This window comes from Streptomyces spiramyceticus, from assembly GCF_028807635.1.
Lineage (GTDB): Bacteria > Actinomycetota > Actinomycetes > Streptomycetales > Streptomycetaceae > Streptomyces > Streptomyces spiramyceticus.
Map to the genome: position 1 here is coordinate 2,868,079 of NZ_JARBAX010000001.1, position 17,577 is coordinate 2,885,655.

At 70.8% G+C, this 17,577-nt stretch carries 17 protein-coding genes; 9 read left to right on the forward strand and 8 right to left on the reverse strand.

The window, feature by feature from the left end; translation table 11 throughout:
* Positions 1–152: 152 nt before the first annotated feature.
* From otsB to PXH83_RS12790, 3 genes are all read right to left on the reverse strand, one after another.
* Positions 153–998, reverse strand: a complete 846-nt coding sequence (gene otsB, locus PXH83_RS12780; RefSeq protein WP_274560004.1) for a trehalose-phosphatase — start codon at positions 996–998, stop codon at positions 153–155.
* Positions 999–1,038: 40 nt separating this feature from the next.
* On the reverse strand, positions 1,039–1,287 hold the full coding sequence (locus PXH83_RS12785) for a DUF3263 domain-containing protein (RefSeq protein ID WP_274560007.1): 249 nt from the start codon (positions 1,285–1,287) through the stop codon (positions 1,039–1,041).
* 143 nt (positions 1,288–1,430) lie between these two features.
* Positions 1,431–2,651, reverse strand: coding sequence for an ABC transporter substrate-binding protein (locus PXH83_RS12790; RefSeq protein WP_476691301.1), 1,221 nt, complete (start codon positions 2,649–2,651; stop codon positions 1,431–1,433).
* 271 nt (positions 2,652–2,922) lie between these two features.
* On the opposite strand from PXH83_RS12790, the gene PXH83_RS12795 reads away from it, so the two are divergent.
* The 3 genes from PXH83_RS12795 to PXH83_RS12805 all read left to right on the forward strand — a co-directional run bounded on the left by PXH83_RS12795 (position 2,923) and on the right by PXH83_RS12805 (position 6,086).
* On the forward strand, positions 2,923–3,882 hold the full coding sequence (locus PXH83_RS12795; protein WP_274560011.1) for an ROK family protein: 960 nt from the start codon (positions 2,923–2,925) through the stop codon (positions 3,880–3,882).
* Positions 3,882–5,036 carry an N-acetylglucosamine-6-phosphate deacetylase gene (nagA, locus tag PXH83_RS12800; RefSeq protein ID WP_274560013.1) on the forward strand — a complete coding sequence of 385 codons (1,155 nt, stop codon included), beginning with the start codon at positions 3,882–3,884 and terminating at the stop codon, positions 5,034–5,036. The genes PXH83_RS12795 and nagA overlap by 1 nt, the downstream gene beginning before the upstream one ends.
* A 123-nt stretch (positions 5,037–5,159) precedes the next feature.
* Entirely contained in the window at positions 5,160–6,086 is a 927-nt protein-coding gene (locus tag PXH83_RS12805; RefSeq protein WP_274560015.1) for a 1-phosphofructokinase family hexose kinase, read from the forward strand.
* 10 nt (positions 6,087–6,096) lie between these two features.
* Here the strand turns inward: PXH83_RS12805 and PXH83_RS12810 are convergent, their stop codons facing one another.
* Complete coding sequence (locus tag PXH83_RS12810) at positions 6,097–7,059, reverse strand: carbohydrate-binding protein (protein ID WP_274560017.1); 963 nt, start codon at positions 7,057–7,059, stop codon at positions 6,097–6,099.
* Positions 7,060–7,181: 122 nt separating this feature from the next.
* Positions 7,182–8,879, reverse strand: coding sequence for a diguanylate cyclase CdgB (cdgB, locus tag PXH83_RS12815; RefSeq protein ID WP_274560021.1), 1,698 nt, complete (start codon positions 8,877–8,879; stop codon positions 7,182–7,184).
* Between the two features lie 297 nt (positions 8,880–9,176).
* Between cdgB and PXH83_RS12820 the strand changes: the two genes are divergently transcribed.
* Complete coding sequence (locus PXH83_RS12820) at positions 9,177–9,734, forward strand: flavin reductase family protein (RefSeq protein ID WP_420803157.1); 558 nt, start codon at positions 9,177–9,179, stop codon at positions 9,732–9,734.
* A gap of 46 nt (positions 9,735–9,780) precedes the next feature.
* Here the strand turns inward: PXH83_RS12820 and arfB are convergent, their stop codons facing one another.
* Positions 9,781–10,218 carry an alternative ribosome rescue aminoacyl-tRNA hydrolase ArfB gene (arfB, locus tag PXH83_RS12825; RefSeq protein ID WP_274562801.1) on the reverse strand — a complete coding sequence of 146 codons (438 nt, stop codon included), beginning with the start codon at positions 10,216–10,218 and terminating at the stop codon, positions 9,781–9,783.
* Between the two features lie 148 nt (positions 10,219–10,366).
* Between arfB and PXH83_RS12830 the strand changes: the two genes are divergently transcribed.
* Together PXH83_RS12830 and PXH83_RS12835 are read left to right on the forward strand one after the other, a co-directional pair.
* A complete protein-coding gene (locus tag PXH83_RS12830) occupies positions 10,367–10,942 on the forward strand; it encodes a TerD family protein (RefSeq protein ID WP_274560025.1) in 576 nt (191 codons plus the stop codon).
* A 328-nt stretch (positions 10,943–11,270) separates the two neighbouring features.
* Positions 11,271–12,836, forward strand: a complete 1,566-nt coding sequence (locus PXH83_RS12835) for a M4 family metallopeptidase (protein ID WP_274562802.1) — start codon at positions 11,271–11,273, stop codon at positions 12,834–12,836.
* On the opposite strand, the gene PXH83_RS12840 is transcribed toward PXH83_RS12835, so the two are convergent.
* Positions 12,823–14,238, reverse strand: a complete 1,416-nt coding sequence (locus PXH83_RS12840) for a M1 family metallopeptidase (protein ID WP_274560028.1) — start codon at positions 14,236–14,238, stop codon at positions 12,823–12,825. The two genes, PXH83_RS12835 and PXH83_RS12840, sit on opposite strands and share 14 nt — an antisense overlap.
* A 70-nt stretch (positions 14,239–14,308) precedes the next feature.
* Entirely contained in the window at positions 14,309–14,866 is a 558-nt protein-coding gene (locus PXH83_RS12845; RefSeq protein ID WP_274560031.1) for a GlcG/HbpS family heme-binding protein, read from the reverse strand.
* A 232-nt stretch (positions 14,867–15,098) separates the two neighbouring features.
* Here PXH83_RS12845 and PXH83_RS12850 point away from each other — a divergent pair, with 232 nt between their 5' ends.
* From PXH83_RS12850 to PXH83_RS12860, 3 genes are all read left to right on the forward strand, one after another.
* Positions 15,099–16,265: a sensor histidine kinase gene (locus PXH83_RS12850; protein WP_274562803.1), complete on the forward strand. Its 1,167-nt coding sequence runs from the start codon at positions 15,099–15,101 to the stop codon at positions 16,263–16,265.
* A complete protein-coding gene (locus PXH83_RS12855) occupies positions 16,262–16,912 on the forward strand; it encodes a response regulator (RefSeq protein WP_274560033.1) in 651 nt (216 codons plus the stop codon). Before PXH83_RS12850 ends, PXH83_RS12855 begins: the two co-directional genes overlap by 4 nt.
* A gap of 85 nt (positions 16,913–16,997) precedes the next feature.
* Positions 16,998–17,570 (forward strand): hypothetical protein, encoded by a 573-nt coding sequence (locus PXH83_RS12860; RefSeq protein ID WP_274560035.1) that lies wholly within the window; start codon positions 16,998–17,000, stop codon positions 17,568–17,570.
* Positions 17,571–17,577: the final 7 nt, after the last annotated feature.

Consider the following 17,577-nt stretch of genomic DNA (forward strand, 5'->3'; position numbering starts at 1 on the left):
GTCTGGGGAGTGCCCTCAAACGCCGACGGGCTGAAAGTTGCCGTAAATTCAGCCCCTCCGGCGCTTGAGGAACGGGGTCTGGGGCGGAGCCCCAGGTCGGGAAGGGGCGGGGTGGGGAAAGCGCCGCAGGCAACCCGCACCGCACCCGTGCCCTAACCCGACGCCAGCGCCGCCAGCAGCCGGACCACTCCCACCGGACCCTCCACCACCAAATCCGCCCGCTCCGCGAGCTCCCGCACCTCGCTGCCGCTGCACACCAGCAGCCCCGGCACGCCCTCTGTGCGCAGCTTCTCCACCGCCGAGAACGCCGCCATGTCGCCGAGGTCGTCGCCCGCGTACAGGACACAGCCCGCGTCGACCTCCCGTACGTACTCGGCCAGCGCCAGGCCCTTGTCCATGCCGGGTGGGCGCAACTCCAGTACCAGGCGGCCGGGTTCGACGATCAGGCCGTGGCGGGCGGCCAGCTCGGCCAGCGGGGCGCGCAGCGCTTCGAAGGCCGCCTGCGGGTCGGCGGCGCGGCGCGTGTGCACGGCGACGGCCTGGCCCTTCTCCTCTATCCAGGAGCCTCGCCAGGCACCGATGCCGTCGAGGAAGCCGGGGAGTTCGGCGCGGGCCGCCTGCACGCCGGGGTGCGGGGCGGGGGCGTGGACCGTGCCGCTGACGGCGTCCCAGCGCTCGGCGCCGTAATGGCCGAGGACGACCAGGTGTTCGAGGCCGGGGACTCCGGCGAAGCCGCCGTAGCGGACGGCGACGCCCGCCGGGCGGCCCGTGATCACGGCGACCGATCCGACGCGCGGCGCGAGCGCCGAGAGCGCGGGTACGGCGCCGGGGTGGGCGCGGGACTGCTCGGGGTCGGGGACGATCTCGGCAAGCGTGCCGTCGAAGTCGAGTGCGACGACCGCCCGTTCCGGCGCCGCCAGCAGCGCGGCCAGGCCGTCGCGGCCGGCCTGCGTGACAGGCGTGAAGTCGCTCGGCAGGGGGTGCGGTTGACTGCCCATGCCCAGACCCTACCGGCGTACGGCGCCCCCGGCACGGGGGTCAGCGACGCTCGCGGCGGGCTTCTCGCACGCGGCGGAGGCGGTTGACCGTAACGGGGTCGTGGGCGAGTGCGCGCGGGTCGTCGAGGAGGGCGTTGAGGAGCTGGTAGTAGCGGGTCGGCGAGATGCCGAGCTGCTCGCGTACGGCACGCTCCTTGGCGCCGGGACCGGACCAGGACCGGCGCTCGACGGCGAGAACGGCACGGTCCCGGTCGGAGAGCTCGGGACTGTGCGCGTCGTCGTCAGGCATACGGGCAGTGTAGGACGGCGTAAGTCCCGCTGATGGTTCTAGGGCGTGTCCGGCGGATCATGCCTGGGCCGCGGGGCTTGGCACGCACATCTGCGCTGATATAGCGCCGCACCCTGAAGCCGGCCTGATCCGCCGGACACGCCCTAGTCCGCGTTCTCGGTCGCCGCAGCCTCGCGCCCGATCGCTCCCAGCGTGCTCGCCGGGTTGCCGTTCGGCCCCACCGTCCCGCCGATCTGAAGCTTGATGTTCTCGCTGACCTTCGCCCAGGACGTCTTGCCCACCGGATAGAGCGTCGACTCGGGCAGCGCCTCAAGGAACGGCCACAGGTCCTTGTTGGCGGGGTCCTCGCCCATCCGCTCGGAGGCGGAGACGGTGACCGGCAGCAGGTCGTACTGGTCGGCGAAGTCGAGGACGTTCTCGTCGCTGTAGGCGAAGTCGAGGAACGCGCCGATCTCCTTGCGGTGGCCGTTCTGCTTGAAGCCCATCATCCAGTCGGCCACGCCCATCGCGGACTTGGCCTTCCCGTCGGGGCCGGGCAGCGGGACCATGCCGACCTTCACGCCGTTCTTCTCGGCCTGCTGCATGAGGGAGGGGTGGCCGTTGAGCATGCCGACCTCGCCCTCGGCGAACGCCGTGAAGGCGGGCTGGCGGTTGAGCTTGCCGGGCGCGACGGGGCCCGTCAGGTTCTCGGCGACGAGGTTGTTCTTCAGCCAGTCGAACGTCTTGATGTTCTGCTCGGAGTCGATGGTGTACGTACCGACCGAGTCGGTGTAACCGCCGCCGCCGCTGAGTATCCACATCATGGTCTCGGCCTGCGCCTCCTCGCCTCCCAGCGGCAGCGCGAACGGGTACTTCACGCCGCGCTGCTTGAGCGTCCTGGCCGCGCTCTCGATGCCGGCCCACGTCTTGGGGGGCTTGAGGCCTGCCTGGGTGAAGAGCGACTCGTTGTAGAAGAGCAGCCGGGTGCTGGCCACGAACGGGATGCCGTACTGCACCCGGTTGACCTCGCCCGCGTCGGCGAGCGGCGCGAGGAGATTGGCCTGTACGGGGATGGAGAGCAGGCTGTCGGCCGAGTAGAGCTTGTCCTGGGCCGCGTAGTCGGCGTACGCGCCGATCTGGGCGATGTCGGGGGCCTTGCCGGCCGCGACCATCTCGGCGACCTTGCGGTCGACGTCTTTCCAGTCGTAGATCTGTACGTCGACCTTGATGTTCTTGTTCTTGGCCTCGAAGGCGGTGGCGACGCCGTCCCAGTACTGCTTGGTGCTGTCGCCGCCTTCCAGGTCGTAGTCCGCCGCAACGAAGGTGAGGGTGATGTCACCCTCGTCCGAGCTGCTGCTTCCGCATCCGGCCAGCGCCACTGTCATACCCAGTGCGGCCACTGTCGCGGTCAAACCCAAGAAGCGCCGGTGCACAGCTCTTTCCCACCCTCATTCGTTGTCCCAGACGACCCCCGTGACGCCCGACATGTCTACGAGCAGCAATTTTCACCTACTGATCACATGAGGTCTACACCACTCCGGTCTCACTTCCGCAACACCTTCCCTCCCCCTCCCGTTCCCGGTCCTGTTCCCTCTTCCGCCACACAAGAGCGAAGTGGACTAGACCTTTCGCGGGTCGACGCGCGAGACTGTTCTTGTGAAACACGTCATCGCCCTCGATGTGGGCGGCACCGGGATGAAGGCCGCGCTCGTCGGGGCGGACGGCACACTGCTGCACGAGGCACGCCGGGCCACCGGCCGTGAGCGGGGGCCCGACGCCGTCGTCGAGTCCATCGCCGGCTTCGCCGCCGAGCTCCGCGCGTACGGCGAGGAGCGGTACGGCGAGAGCGCCTCCGCCGCCGGCGTCGCCGTCCCCGGCATCGTCGACGCCGAGAACGGCATCGCCGTCTACGCCGCCAACCTCGGCTGGCACGACGTACCCATGCGCGATCTGCTGAGCCGCAGGCTGCACGGCGTGCCCGTCGCCCTCGGCCACGACGTCCGTACGGGCGGCCTCGCCGAGGGCCGTATCGGCGCCGGCAGGGGCGCGGACCGGTTCCTGTTCGTACCGCTGGGGACCGGGATCGCCGGGGCCATCGGGATCGACGGGAAGATCGAGGCCGGTGCCCACGGGTGCGCCGGCGAGATCGGGCACATCGTCGTACGCCCTGGCGGCCCTCCGTGCGGCTGCGGCCAGCGCGGCTGCCTGGAACGCCTCGCCTCCGCCTCCGCCGTGTCCGCCGCCTGGGCAGCCGCGTCCGGCGACGCGGACGCCGACGCCGCCGACTGCGCCAAGGCCGTCGAGTCCGGGGACTCGCGGGCCCAGGACGTGTGGCGGGAGGCCGTCGGCGCGCTCGCCGACGGGCTCGTCACCGCGCTCACCCTGCTGGACCCCCGCACTCTGATCATCGGTGGCGGTCTCGCCGAGGCGGGGGAAACCTTGTTCACACCACTGAGGGCCGCCGTCGCGGAACGCGTCACGTTCCAGAAACTGCCCGAGATCGTTCCGGCGGCCCTCGGGGACACCGCCGGATGCCTGGGCGCGGGGCTGCTCGCCTGGGATCTTCTCGCCACGGAATCCACGGAATCCACGGAATCCCAGGAGGTATCCGCCTGATGGCCGGACGCGCTGCAACCAAGGTTCTCTCCGGTGCCCGGGTGGTGCTGCCGACCGGGACCGTCGAGAACGGGCGGGTCATCGTCGACGGCGGCCGCATCGCCGGAGCCGCACCGGCCGACGCCCCGGCGCTCGACCTCTCCGGCCACTGGATCGTGCCCGGCTTCGTCGACATGCACGTACACGGCGGCGGCGGCGCTTCCTTCACCTCCGGGACCGCCGAGGACGTACTCACGGGTGTACGCACCCACCGCGAGCACGGCACCACGACCATCACGGGGTCGCTGGTGACCGGCGAGATGGACGTACTCGCCAGGCAGGCCGCGCTGCTCTCCGAGCTCGTCGAGCAGGGCGACCTGGCGGGCATCCACTTCGAGGGCCCGTTCATCTCGCCCTGCCGCAAGGGCGCGCACAGCGAGGACCTGCTGCGCGACCCCGACCCGGCGGAGGTCCGCAAGCTGATCGACGCGGCGCACGGCACGGCGAAGATGGTCACCCTCGCCACCGAACTGCCCGGCGGCATCGAGTCCGTACGACTGCTTGCCGAGCACGGAGTCGTCGCCGCGATCGGCCACACGGACGCGACGTACGAGCAGACCGTCGAGGCCATCGAAGCGGGCGCGACCGTCGCCACCCACCTCTACAACGCGATGCCGGCGCTCGGCCACCGCACTCCGGGCCCGATCGCCGCACTGCTCGAAGACGAGCGGGTCACGGTCGAGCTGATCAACGACGGCACCCATCTGCACCCCGCCGCGCTGGAGCTGGCGTACCACCGCGCGGGCGCGGCCAGGGTCGCGTTCATCACGGACGCGATGGACGCGGCGGGCTTCGGCGACGGCACGTACCTCCTCGGCCCCCTTGAGGTGGAGGTGAAGGACGGGGTCGCGCGCCTCGCCGAGGGCGGTTCGATCGCCGGGTCCACGCTCACGCTCGACACGGCCTTCAAGCGTGCGGTGACGATCGACCGGCTGCCCGTCGAGGACGTCGTACGTTCCATCTCGGCCAATCCGGCCCGCCTGCTCGGCGTCGACGACAGGGTCGGATCGCTGGAGCCCGGCAAGGACGCGGACCTGGTGGTGCTGGACGCGGAGTTCACGCTGAAAGGCGTGATGCGCAAGGGCGAATGGGTGATTGAACCGCAAGGGGCTTGATTTTGGACGGCGGTTGGCCCTGAGCGCTGGGCCAACCGCTTTTTCTTTGGCATGATCACCCCGAAGAGAAGGCCAGCAAACGCTTTCTACGGATGCCGAACCGACCGCCGACGGGGGCCTTGAGTGATCCTGACGGTCACGCTGAACACCGCACTCGACATCACGTACCGCGTCCCGGCCCTGACCCCGCACGCCTCGCACCGCGTCACCGACGTCGCCGAACGCCCCGGCGGCAAAGGCCTGAACGTCGCCCGCGTACTGGCGGCCCTGGGCCACGACACGGTAGTGACGGGCTTCGCGGGCGGCCCGGCAGGTGCCGTACTTCGCGACCTCCTGGCACCCCTCGCCCCCGTCGACGCACTCGTCCCGGTCGCCGGAACGACCCGCCGCACCATCGCCGTGGTCGACGACACGACCGGCGACACCACGCAGCTCAACGAGCCCGGCCCGGCCGTCACCCCCGAGGAGTGGGCAGCGTTCCTCGCCTCGTACGGGAAGCTCCTCCGCGACGCCGAAGCGGTGGCCCTCTGCGGCAGCCTGCCCCCGGGCATCCACGTCGGGGCGTACGCCGAACTCGTCCGGCACGCCCGAGCCGCCGGCGTTCCCGTACTCCTCGACACCAGCGGCGAACCCCTGCGCCGGGGCATCGCCGCCCGCCCCGACCTCGTCAAGCCCAACGCCGACGAACTCGCCCAGCTCACCGGCTCCCGCGAGCCCCTGCGCGCCACCCACGACGCCCGCCGCCGGGGCGCGCACGCCGTGGTCGCCTCGCTGGGCGCGGACGGCATGCTCGCCGCGACGGCCGAAGGCATGTGGCAGGCGACCCCGCCGACCCGCATGAAGGGCAACCCGACCGGCGCGGGCGACTCGGCAGTGGCCGGAATCCTCTCCGGCCTGGTCGAACAACTCCCCTGGCCGCAGCGCCTCGCAAGGGCGGTCGCACTCTCGGCGGCGACGGTGGCGGCACCGGCGGCGGGCGAGTTCGACCCGGGGACGTACGAAGACCTACTGCCCAGGGTCGAAGTCACCGCGCACGCGACGGCGGCGTAAAATCGTCAGCTCACTTGTGGCCGGCGATGAGTTCCAGCCGGTCGAGGTTCGCCTCGCACTGGTCGCCGTCACCGCACGAAATCACGACCGTGTTCTCGCCCTCGGTGAGGTTGATGTAGGCGTAGGTGTTGGTCCAGCCCTTGTCCCACGCACCCTCCGCCGCGTTGGCGAAGTTCTTCATGTTCAGGCCGCTGCCGTGCGGCTTCCCGTTGACCGTCAGCGACGTCTTGGCGTCCTTGCCGGGTACGCCGTAGTCGATCGACAGCGTGTACGCACCCGCCTTCGGCACCTTCACCTTCCAGGTCGCCGAGGCGCCCGGGGTGTTCAGCGGGACGTACGCACCGCTCGACGACTTCGCGCCGGGGATCGTCGTGTCCGTGGAGACGCCGGAGAGCTGGAGCTGCGCCGCGTCCTGCTTCGGCAGCTCCGCGGGCTCCTGTGCCTTGTCCGTCGGGTCCTCGCTCGGCTTGACCGTCTGGCCCGCCGACGAACCGCCGCCGCCCGTTCCGCCCGCCTGCGTGCCCTTGTCCTCGTCCTTGCCGCTGGTCATCAGCGCGACACCGATGCCTATGACGACCACCGCGACCACCGCGACGGCGCCGATCAGCAACCCCTTGGTGTTGGGTCCGCCACTTCGGCCGCCTCCGCCTCCGCCGGTCACCGGGACCTGGCGGGTCGGTGCACCGCCAGGCCGGGTCTCGGGGGCCGCGTAGTGGGCGTTGGGCTGGTGGTACTGCTGCTGCGGGGGGACCTGCTGCGCGTACTGCTGCTGCGGCTGGCCGTACTGCCGCTCGCCGACCGTCCGCACCTGGTTGTACGACGTTCTCGGCACCCCGGGCTGCGAGGCGGGACCCGGGTAGCCGTAGCCGCCCGAGCGGGGCGGCGTGGCGCCTGCCGCCTGGCCGTCCTCGTAGAGGTAGCCGAACGGATCGTCGTCCTCGGGCGTGCTCGTGCCGTTGTTCGCGGCAGTCATCCCTGGTCACTCCTCACCATGTTCGCCAGCCGTCGCCGACCGGGCGAGCCTACCCCGAACGGGCAAGCCGAACGTTTGGTCCGGATCACAGTGATGAGCGGAGCGACGAGCGGCGCCCGGTGCTAGCCCGCACGCCTGTGCACCTTGGCACGGGATCGTTTCTCGACGTACATCCGCTGGTCGGCGGATTGCAATACCTCGTCCGCCGACATGCCGCAGCTGGCCCAGCCGATGCCGAAGCTGGCACCGACGCGGACCGCCCGTCCGTCGACGCGGATCGGCGGAATGATGGCATTGCGCAGGCGTACGGCGAGGTCGGCGGCGTCCGCGTTGCCGAGGCCGTCCGCGAGGACGACGAATTCGTCACCCCCGAGGCGGGCGACCGTATCGCCGTCGCGCACGCAGGTCGTAAGACGGCGGGCGACCTCGATCAGGACGGCGTCGCCGGTGTGGTGTCCGAAGCGGTCGTTGATCGACTTGAAGCCGTCCAGGTCGCAGAAGAGGACGGCCAGCCCCTTCGTGCCGTCGTCGTCCCCGGCGGGGCCGCCGCCTGCGGGCGCGACCATGTGGACGTGGTGGTCGAAGGAGCCCGCGTCGGTGTGCGGGTCGTAGTCGAAGCCGTGCTCGGGGACGACGGTCCCGGGGGCCGCCGGTTCGTACGCCGCGTCCAGCGCCTCCACGGCGGTGGCGCGCACGGAGTGCGGGCGGCGGCACAGCCGGGAGCTGAGGCGGGAGCGCAGCTCGGCGCTGTTGGGCAGGCCGGTGAGTGCGTCGTGCGAGGCGCGGTGGGCGAGGTGCAGCTCGTGCCGCTTGCGCTCCTCGATGTCCTCGACGTGGGTGAGGAGGAAGCGGGGGCCGTCGGTGGTGTCGGCGACGACGGAGTTGCGCAGAGACACCCACACGTACGTCCCGTCGCGCCGCCCCAGTCTCAGCTCGGCGCGACCGCCCTCCGCGGAGGTGCGCAGCAGCGTGCCGATGTCCTCGGGGTGGACGAGGTCGGCGAAGGAGTAGCGGCGCATCGCGGAGGCGGGGCGGCCGAGCAGCCGGCACAGGGCGTCGTTGGTACGGAGCAGGCGGCCGTGCTGGTCGCCGCCCATTTCGGCGATGGCCATGCCGCTGGGGGCGTACTCGAAGGCCTGCCGGAAGGACTCCTCGCTGGCGCGCAGGGCCTGCTGCTCGCGTTCGAGGCGGACCAGGGCGCGCTGCATGTTTGCGCGAAGCCGGGCGTTACTGATCGCAATCGCCGCCTGGGACGCGTACATCTGGAGCGCCTCCTGGCCCCACGCGCCGGGGTGCCTGCCGTTGCGCGGGCGGTCGACGGAGATGACGCCGAGGAGCTCGCGCCCGCCGCCGGGTGGGGGTCCCCCCGGGCGAGCGGAGCCGAGCCTGGGGGAGTACATGGGCGCGTAGAGGCGGTCCATTGGGTGCCACTCGTCGGCGAAGCGCGGTTCGGGGCCTTCGGTGTGCCACTGGGGCACGTCGTCCTCGACGAGGACCCAGCCCTCGGTGTGCGGGATGAAGCGCAGGTCGCCCCACACCTCGCCCATGGAGAGCCGGCGTTCCCAGGAGGCGCGGGAGCCGACGCGGCCCATGATCAGGGCTTCGGCGGCGGAGTTGCCGGCGAAGGCCGCTATGACCAGGTCGCCGTCCGGCTGTACGAGGTTTACGCAGGCCAGCTCGTAACCGAGGCCGGCGACGATTCCGTCGGCCACGGCCTGCAAGGTGTCAGCCAGGCTGCGGGCCGTGTTGAGGTCCGCGACCACCTGGTGCAGCTGCCGCAGCGTCGCAAGGCGCACGTACGGCTCCGACTCGGCCTCCATTGTTCGCTCTCCCCGAGACCTCGACAGCAACTCCAGGATTCTCATCGCCGTACTTTTGTTGCACTATCACGCCACTGAATCACAGCGAGCTGCCCACCCGGTACACAGGGTCAGCAATTACTCGGCTCTGTGAGTCAAGTCACATCTGGGGGAGGAGGGTGGCGTGAGGAGGGTGGAGCGCTCCCGATGATTTTTGAACGCAAATACGGACACACGGAGACGCGCAAACCGGTCCTAGGACCTGCCTGGTCCCAACGCCCGATGCGGCGGCGAGGCGCCGGGCATAGCGTTCCGGGTGTGTTCCAGAAGACCTCCCCCCAGCCACCTCTCTCCATCCCCCATCCTGAGGGGGTGAGCAACGAGAAGTTCCGCGCCGCGATGTCCCGTTTCACCGCGGGCGTCACGCTGGTGACCGCGCACGATCCGGACAGTGGTGCGAGCGGTGAGGACGTCGGCATGACGGCGACGGCCTTCATGTCGGTGTCGCTGGACCCGCCGCTGGTGCTGGTGAGCGTGAGAAACGGCTCGCGCATGGACGACCTGCTGGCCGAGCAGCCGCTGTGGGCGGTCTCGCTGCTCTCGGAGAACCAGCGGCAGATCGCGGGACGGTTCGCGATGAAGGGCCGGCTCAGCGACCGCCTCCTCTTCCAGGACGTCCCCTATACGCGGGGCGCCGTCTCGGGGGCCCCGCTGATCGGCGGGGCGCTCGCGGTGGTGGAGTGCAGGACCGAGAAGCGGGTGGAGGCTGGAGACCACACGCTGGTGATCGGCCGAGTGCTGGAAGTGGGGCTGCCGAACGCGGACGACGGTCCGCTGACGTACTTCAAGGGCCGCTACCGGCACTTGGGGCCTTAGTCCCGGATAGTCCTGTTATCCGCTGTTAGTCCCAGCCCCGTGGGCCCTAGTCCCAGCCGCCGCCCGCACGCCCGCGCTTCGTCTCGCTGCGCGCCTTCTTGTTGCGCAGGCGGCGCTCGTTGATGCCTCGGGGGATCTTCTTGGCCTTGCGGGGCTTGGGCGGTGGCGCCGTCGCTTCGGCGAGCAGGGCTGCCATCCGCACCAGCGCGGTCTCGCGGTTGCGCCACTGCGAGCGGTGCTCGGACGACCGTACGGAAACGACGCCGCCCACGAGCCGGGACGCGAGGCGCTCCAGCGCGCGCTCCTTCCAGACCGGAGGCAGCGTTTCCGTCCTGGCGAGGTCGAAGCGCAGTTCCACTTGCGAGTCGCTGGTGTTGACGTGCTGTCCGCCCGGCCCGGAAGACCTGGAGAAACGCCACATGAGCTCTGCCTCGGGCAGGGAGACAGAACCGCGGATGATGTGGGGACCGGACATGTGTCCAATGATCCCGTGCTTGCGGTGCTCGCGTCACCCTCTTTTCGGCTTACGGGGGAACTGGGCGGCGTCCTGTCCGCGTTATGACTGGTGACGGTAGCTTCGGATCCGACATGTGCTGCGAAGCCCGCACAACTTCAAGGAAGAGGACATCCCGATGGCTGTAAGTCTGTCCAAGGGCGGCAACGTCTCGCTCACCAAGGAGGCCCCCGGCCTGACCGCCGTCACGGTCGGCCTCGGCTGGGACGTCCGCACGACCACCGGTACGGACTTCGACCTCGACGCCTCCGCGATCGCGGTCAACCCCACCGGCAAGGTCTACTCCGACGGCCACTTCGTCTTCTTCAACAACAAGTCGACGCCGGACCAGACCATCGTCCACACCGGTGACAACCGCAGTGGCGAGGGCGCCGGCGACGACGAGGCGATCAACGTCAACCTGGCGGGCCTGCCCGCCGACGTGGACAAGATCGTCTTCCCGGTCTCGATCTACGACGCCGAGAGCCGCTCGCAGAACTTCGGCCAGGTGCGGAACGCGTACATCCGTATCGTCAACCAGGCCGGCGGCACCGAGATCGCCCGCTACGACCTGAGCGAGGACGCCGCCACCGAGACCGCCATGGTCTTCGGCGAGCTCTACCGCAATGGCGCGGAGTGGAAGTTCCGCGCGGTCGGCCAGGGTTACGCGTCCGGTCTGACGGGCATCGCCCAGGACTTCGGCGTCAACGTCTGACGTATGCAGGTGTGTTACTGAGAGAGCCCCGGCCACTCCGGCCGGGGCTCTCTCGCGTCTGCGCGCCAAGTAGCGGTGCGGGGCCCCGACTTCGGTCGGGGCCCTCCGTCTTTCCCGCATAACGGACAGTGTTACGCACCCTTCGGACAAGAACCGGTCAAGAACTTGTCGAGCCACTGTCAACGACCGTTCATTCGGTGACATTCTCTCTCGCGCCGCCCCCCACGGCCCGATTGAAGGAGTCCGAGTGAGCCAGCAGTCCCCCGCTCCCCGCGCCCTCTCGCGCAAGACCGCGATCCGCGCCGCCGCACTCGCCGCCTCGGCCGCCATGGTCGTCGTCGGCGTACAGGCCGGTTCCGCCACCGCCGCCCCCGAGGCCACCGACCGCGCGGCGGCTGCCACCGCCGTACCGCTCAGCGCCTCCCAGCGGGCCGCCGCCGTCAAGGACGCCCAGGCGGGGGCTGCTGCCACCGCCGGGAAGATCGGGCTCGGCGGCAAGGAGAAACTCGTCGTACGTGACGTCATCAAGGACGCCGACGGCACCGTCCACACCCGCTACGAGCGGACGTACGACGGCCTGCCCGTCCTCGGCGGCGACCTCGTCACCCATACCGCCAGAAGCGGCGCGCTCAAGGGCGTCGACAAGGCCACCAAGTCCCGTATAGCCGTGGCGTCGACGGACGCCGCGATATCCACCGCCACCGCGAAGAAGTCCGCCCTCGCCGCCTCCGACGAGAAGGACACCACCGCCAAGGCGCCGCGCAAGATCGTGTGGGCCGGGAACGGCTCGAAGCCCGTCCTCGCCTTCGAGACCGTCGTCACCGGCCTCCAGCACGACGGCACGCCCAGCGAACTCCACGTCATCACCGACGCCACCACCGGCAAGAAGCTGTACGACTTCGAGGCCATCGAGACGGGCTCCGGCACCGGCCAGTACAGCGGCACCGTCACCCTCGGCAGCTCCACCGGCGGCTCCGGCTTCACCCTCACCGACGCCACCCGCGGCGGCCACAAGACGTACGACCTGAACCAGGGCACCAGCGGCACCGGCACCCTCTTCACCGACGCCGACGACACCTGGGGCGACGGCACCCCCGCCAACCGCCAGACCGCGGCCGTCGACGCCCACTACGGCGCCGCGCTCACCTGGGACTTCTACAAGACCCAGTTCCAGCGCAACGGCATCAGGGGCGACGGCGTCGCGGCGTACACCCGCGTCCACTACGGCAACGCGTACGTCAACGCCTTCTGGTCCGACCAGTGCTTCTGCATGACCTACGGCGACGGCGCGGCCAACCAGAAGCCGCTCACCTCGATCGACGTCGCGGGCCACGAGATGACCCACGGCCTCACGTCCGCAACCGCGGGCCTGCGCTACAGCCGCGAGTCCGGCGGCCTCAACGAGGCGACCAGCGACATCCTCGGCACGTCCGTGGAGTTCTACGCGGCGAACAGCAGCGACGTCGGCGACTACCTCATCGGCGAGAAGATCGACATCCGCGGCAACGGCACCCCGCTGCGCTACATGGACAAGCCGAGCAGGGACGGCAATTCCGCCGACTACTGGTCGCGCAACGTCGGCCGCCTCGACGTCCACTACTCGTCGGGCCCGGCCAACCACTTCTTCTACCTGCTGTCGGAGGGCAGCGGCGCGAAGACCATCAACGGTGTCTCCTACGACTCCCCGACGGCCGACGGCTCGACGCTCACCGGCATCGGACGGGTCAAGGCGTACCAGATCTGGTACAAGGCCCTTTCCACCTACATGACTTCGTCCACCGACTACGCGGGCGCACGCGTCGCGACGCTCAAGGCGGCGGGCGACCTGTACGGCGCGAGCAGCGTGGAGTACCAGGCGGTCGCGGCCACCTGGACCGCGATCAACGTGAAGTAACGGGCTTCTTCTTGCCGTAGAGCCAGGTGTCCCAGAGGGCCTTCAGGTCCTTGCCGGACTTCTTCTCGACGTACGCCGTGAAGTCGTCCGTGGACGCGTTGCCGTGGCGGTGGGTGCTGGCCCAGCCCCGGACGATGCCGAAGAAGGCATCGTCGCCCACCGCCTCACGCACCTTGTGGAGCACCATCGCGCCGCGCCCGTAGACGGGGTCGCCGAAGAGGTCCGACCCGGAGGGCGGCTCGGCGGGCGGGAAGGCCCAGTTGGCCTTGTTGTCGAAGGCCTCGGCGAAGTTGCGATCGGCGGGAATGTTCGCAAAGTCCTCGTCCCAGAGCCATTGTGCGTACGTCGCGAAGCCCTCGTTGAGCCACATGTCCCGCCAGGACTTCGGCGTGACGGAGTTGCCGAACCACTGGTGGGCGAGCTCGTGGACGAGCAGCCCGTCGGCGGGCGGGCCGGGGAAGACGGGCTTCGTCTGGGTCTCCAGGGCGTACCCGGCGTCGCCGCCGCGCTCGACGATCGCGCCGGCCGACGAGAAGGGGTAGGGGCCGAAGGTCTTGATCCCCCACTCGACGATGTCCGGGATGCCGGCGATGCTTTCGGCGCTGCCCTTGGCGACGGCCGGGTCGACGGCGGTGAACACGGGCAGTCCGGACGGGGTCCGGGTCGCCTTCGTCTCGAACTTCCCGATGGCGACGGTGGCGAGGTAACCGGCCATCGGCTCGCCGGAGTGCCACGCGAAGGCGGTACGGCCGCCCCGGGTGCGCTCGCTCCTCAACTCCCCGTTGGAGATGGCCTTCAGCCCCTCGGGGACGGTCACCGTGATGTCGTACGACGCCTTGTCGCTGGGGTGGTGGTTGCCGGGGAACCACGCCATGGACCCGAGCGGCTCGCCGAGCGCGAGCGCGCCGTCCGCCGTCCGCAGCCAGCCCTCTTCGGATTCGTCCGCGTCGGTGATGGTGGCCGGCCGGCCGGAGTAGCCGACAACGGTACGGAAGGTCTCGCCGTCGGTGGGACCGGCGCCGGAGCGCGGGGTCAGGGTCAGCTCGTCGCCCGCGCGGCTGACGGCGACCTTCTGTCCCTCGACGGTCGCGGAGGTGACGTTCATGCCGTGCAGGTCGAGGTTGAAGGCGCTGAGGTCCTGGGTGGCGCGGGCGGTGATCTCGGCGGTGGCCTCCAGGCGGCGGGTCTCGGGGTCGTAGTCGAGGTTCAGGGTGTAATGCGTGACGTCGTAGCCGCCGTTGCCGAGCTCGGGGAAGTACGGGTCGCGTACGCCGGGGGCGCCCGGTTCGGCGGTTGCGCGGCCGGTGGGCTCACCAGTGGCGCTGGTGGTGCAGGAGGTGAGGGCGAGGAGGGCGGCAGCGGCGGCCGGGGCACAGCGGCGTACGCGAGTCCATTGATCCACACCAGGGATCTTATGCGCGGATTACTCCGCTTTCCCGGCCGCAGGCCGCCCGCCTCCGCACTCGGGCTGCCTACTTGGCCAGCGCCGCGACACCCGCCTGCGCGAACTTCTCGTCCAGGTCGCCGCTCGGCGCACCGGCCACGCCGATGCCCGCGATCGGAGCGCCGTTGACCTGCACCGGGGCGCCGCCCGCGAGGAACAGGGTGCCGGGGATGTCCTTCAGGTTGGGGGCCGTGGCGAGGCGCTTGACCAGCTCCGAGGTGGGCGCGTTCCAGGAGACCGCGGTGAACGCCTTGCGCTCGGCGGACTCGTAGGACTGCGGGCCCGCGCCGTCGCCGCGGAGCGTGACGACGGTGTTGCCGTTGCGGTCGACGACGGCGACGGTGATGCGCTGGTTCTCGCTCTCGGCGGCCTCCAGGGTGGCCTGGGCGGCCCGGGTGGCGGCGGCCACGGTCAGGTGGGTGGACTGCTGGAGGTTCTTGTCGGCGGTGTCGGCCTTGACGGCGACGGCGGGCGCGGCGGCGGGCTCGGTGGCGTTCGCGGACATCGCGCCGAAGGTGCCTGCGCTGAGGGCGGCAGCGGCGACGGCACCGGTCAGGACACGGGCGCGCAGCGAGAGCTTCTTCATGGTGGCTCCAAGGGGGTGGTGTGTTCGGACTTGCTGTCTCTGCCATAGATCCTGGTGCCGCCACCGGGCCCGTACGGTCGGCGGACCGGCTACGTCTCCGTCAGCCGATCGGTTGATGCGGGTCTGGTCCCGCCGGGTCACCATGGGGACGTAAGCGCAGGTCAGCAAGGAGAGAACGGTGCAGCAGCAGCACGACCGGCACGACCCCGACGCGCGCTGGCTCGCGCCCGTGATGCACGCGGCGTTCTTCCTGCTGCTCGGCGCCTCGCTCGCCCGGTTCCTGCTGCGGCACCCGGGCGAGGCGCGCACCCCGTGGATCATCGCGCTGAGCATCACGCTGGCGCTGCTGTACGTACTGGGGCCGGTCCTGGGCCCCACCGCCGCCGCCACTGCCCCTACCGCCCCCACCACCCCCGCTGCCTCCCGCCCCGCTCCACGCCGGCTGATCTGGCTGGGCGCGGTCGTGGCCGTGTGGGTGGTGCTGGTCGTCCTCGCGCCGAGTTTCGCATGGTGCGCGGTGCCGCTCTTCTATACGGGGTTGCGTACGCTCCCGTCGCGCGCCGCACTCGCCCTGGTCGCGCTGCTCACCGCGTTCGTGGTCGCCGCGCAGCTCCAGCTGGCGCAGGGCGGCTTCGACCCGAACCTGGTGGTGGCGCCGCCCGCGGTGGCGGCCGTCGCGACGGCTGTGTTCGTCCACATGCAGCGGCAGGCCGCGCGGCAGCGCACGCTCATCGACGACCTGATCCGTACGCGCCGCGAGCTGGCCGCCACCGAGCGGCGCGAGGGCACGCTGGCCGAGCGCCAGCGCCTCTCCATGGAGATCCACGACACCCTCGCCCAGGGCCTGTCCAGTCAGCAGATGCTGCTCCAGGCGGCGGACCGCACGTGGGACGCGGACCCCGAGACGGCCCGCCGCCATGTGCGTACAGCGGAATCGATCGCCGAACGCAACCTCGCCGAGGCCCGCCGCTTCGTCCACGACCTGGCCCCCGCCGACCTGGCGCAGGGCGGCGGCCTGGAGGAGGCGCTGCGCAGGGTGGCGGCCCGCGAGTCGGCGGCGTTCCGCGTCGACGGGACGCCGACCGTGCTGCCCGACCGGGTGCAGTCGGCCCTGCTGCGGATCGCCCAGGGCGCGCTGGCGAACGTACGGGAGCACGCGAACGCGCGGGCGGCGGCGCTGACCCTGACGTACCTGGGCGACCAAGTGGTCCTGGACATCGCCGACGACGGCACGGGCTTTGTGGCAGCCGCGTCCGCTCCCACCGGCGGCGTACGCGGCCACGGCCTGCCCGCGATGCGGGCCCGCGTGCACCAGCTCGGCGGCACCCTGACGATCGAATCGGCCCCCGGCGAAGGCACGGTGCTGTCCGCCGCGATCCCCCTGGAGCACACCTCGTGACCCCGTCTTCGACCGCATCTTCGACCGCACCGGTACGCATCCTGCTCTGCGACGACCACGCCGTCGTACGCGCCGGACTGCTCGCACTCCTGGGCAGCGAACCGGACATCGAGGTCGTCGGCGAGGCGGGCAGCGGCGAGGAGGCGGTGGCGATGGCCGCGAAGCTGGCCCCGGACGTCGTCCTGATGGACCTCCAGCTGGGCGCGGGCATCGACGGCGTGGAGGCCACCCGCCGTATCGCCCCGACCGGCGTCCACGTCCTGGTCCTCACGACGTACGACACGGACGCCGACATCACCCGCGCCATCGAGGCGGGCGCCACCGGCTACCTGCTGAAGGCCGAACGCCCCGAGGAGCTCTTCGCGGCGATCCGCTCGGCCGCCCAGGGCCGCACCACGCTGTCGCCACCGGTCGCCAGCCGCGTGATGGACCGGATGCGCGGGGCGGCCCGGCCGACGCTGACGGAACGGGAGACGGACATCCTGGGCCAGCTCGCGCAGGGCCTGGGCAACCGGGAGATCGCCCGCGCGCTGTTCATCAGCGAGGCGACGGTGAAGACCCACCTGGGCCGGATCTACGCCAAGTTGGGCGTGGACACCCGCTCCGGCGCGGTGGCGGTCGCGAAGGAGCAGCGGCTCCTCCCGTGAGCGCGGGTCCCTCCGCCGGGAGGCGGAGAGGGTCCGCCGCAGGGGAGGAAGCGGAGCTGCCGGGCGCGGGGCGAGTCTGTACCCCATGACAACAGCCACGCCGGCCAGGACATCCACGACGGACACGACACCCTGGACGGACGCAACATCCACGACGGACACGACAGCCACGCCGGACACGACAGCCAGGACGACCGTCGCTCCGCCCGCGCCCCGCTGGGCACGCCGCACCGCCCACGCGATCGTGCTGTGCGCGGTCCCCTCGGGCCTGTGGCGCCTCGCGATGGCGTCCGGGATCTACGTCGGTTACAGCGACGAGGTTCTGCGCGACGCCTACGGCATCCCCGGCTGGGGCATCGCCTACGTCGTGGGGCTGGCGATCGTCCAGGAGTGCGCCGCGCTGGTCCCACTGCTGCTGGTGAGCGACCGGCGGCGGCTGCCCCGCCCGAGGGCGGTCGCCGGTGCGGCAGGGGCGATTTCGCTCCTCGTGACCCTGTTCGCGCTGAGTCAGCTGGTGCTGCTGTTCTTCGTCGAGGGCGACCAGAACATGAGCGGCAACTGGAACATCCTGACGGGTCTCTGTTACGCGCCCCTGTTCGCCGTAGGTCCGCTTCTCGGTGCGGTGACCTGGTCGTACCGGAAGCGCCACCGGGCATGACACCATC

What these genes read in the sequence shown, in the direction of transcription:
- otsB (WP_274560004.1), bottom strand. Translation starts at nt 998, where the DNA reads ATGGGCAGTCAACCGCACCCCCTGCCGAGCGACTTCACGCCTGTCACG.
- PXH83_RS12785 (WP_274560007.1), bottom strand. Translation starts at nt 1,287, where the DNA reads ATGCCTGACGACGACGCGCACAGTCCCGAGCTCTCCGACCGGGACCGT.
- PXH83_RS12790 (WP_476691301.1), bottom strand. Translation starts at nt 2,651, where the DNA reads ATGACAGTGGCGCTGGCCGGATGCGGAAGCAGCAGCTCGGACGAGGGT.
- nagA (WP_274560013.1), top strand. Translation starts at nt 3,882, where the DNA reads ATGGCCGGACGCGCTGCAACCAAGGTTCTCTCCGGTGCCCGGGTGGTG.
- PXH83_RS12810 (WP_274560017.1), bottom strand. Translation starts at nt 7,059, where the DNA reads ATGACTGCCGCGAACAACGGCACGAGCACGCCCGAGGACGACGATCCG.
- cdgB (WP_274560021.1), bottom strand. Translation starts at nt 8,879, where the DNA reads ATGGAGGCCGAGTCGGAGCCGTACGTGCGCCTTGCGACGCTGCGGCAG.
- PXH83_RS12830 (WP_274560025.1), top strand. Translation starts at nt 10,367, where the DNA reads ATGGCTGTAAGTCTGTCCAAGGGCGGCAACGTCTCGCTCACCAAGGAG.
- PXH83_RS12835 (WP_274562802.1), top strand. Translation starts at nt 11,271, where the DNA reads ATGGTCGTCGTCGGCGTACAGGCCGGTTCCGCCACCGCCGCCCCCGAG.
- PXH83_RS12845 (WP_274560031.1), bottom strand. Translation starts at nt 14,866, where the DNA reads ATGAAGAAGCTCTCGCTGCGCGCCCGTGTCCTGACCGGTGCCGTCGCC.
- PXH83_RS12850 (WP_274562803.1), top strand. Translation starts at nt 15,099, where the DNA reads ATGCACGCGGCGTTCTTCCTGCTGCTCGGCGCCTCGCTCGCCCGGTTC.
- PXH83_RS12860 (WP_274560035.1), top strand. Translation starts at nt 16,998, where the DNA reads ATGACAACAGCCACGCCGGCCAGGACATCCACGACGGACACGACACCC.